The sequence below is a fragment of the Modestobacter italicus genome (genome assembly GCF_019799965.1).
GTDB classification, from domain to species: domain Bacteria; phylum Actinomycetota; class Actinomycetes; order Mycobacteriales; family Geodermatophilaceae; genus Modestobacter; species Modestobacter italicus_A.
The window spans coordinates 1-584 of record NZ_JABGCJ010000104.1; the positions used below are offsets into that span (position 1 = coordinate 1).

A 584-nucleotide genomic window follows, 5' to 3' on the forward strand; every position below is an offset into this window, starting at 1 on the left:
GGGGAACCCCAAGGTATCTCATAGGCAAACATCCCAAATTTATCCCAGTGATACGAACAATATCATCTTTAACTGAATCGCTCGCACCCGAAATAAAAAGATCACTCTTAGCAGGATTAATATGAAGACCAGAGAACATCGCAAACTCCTTTAGCACATCCATAAAAATCTGAACACTACCAGAAGTGGCCTTAGCAAACAAGAACAAGTCATCAGCAAAGTAGAGATGGGAGAGAGAAACTTTCTCACATCTAAAATGATAATCAAAGTCATCCCTCATAGTGGCACGAGAAAGGGATCTAGACAAGACTTCCATAACAATCACAAACAAAAATGGAGACATAGGATCCCCTTGTCTTAACCCCTTTTTCCCCGCAAAAAACCCCGCCAACTCTCCATTAACAGCAACAGAAAACATGGGAGTAGTGACACAGGCAACAATACAATTCAACAGATGAGTATGAGTTCCCATATGCCTCAGAATAGCAAACAGAGCTTCCCAATTAACAGAGTCATAGGCTTTCCTAATATCAATCTTCAGCGCACATCTAGGAGGCCCCGCATCTCTATGATAATAATGCATA

At 41.3% G+C, this 584-nt stretch carries 1 protein-coding gene; it reads right to left on the reverse strand.

Annotated features, from left to right (window positions below):
- On the reverse strand, window positions 1-584 hold a 584-nt coding region (locus tag HLA93_RS20485), incomplete at both ends, for an RNA-directed DNA polymerase (RefSeq protein ID WP_222196283.1).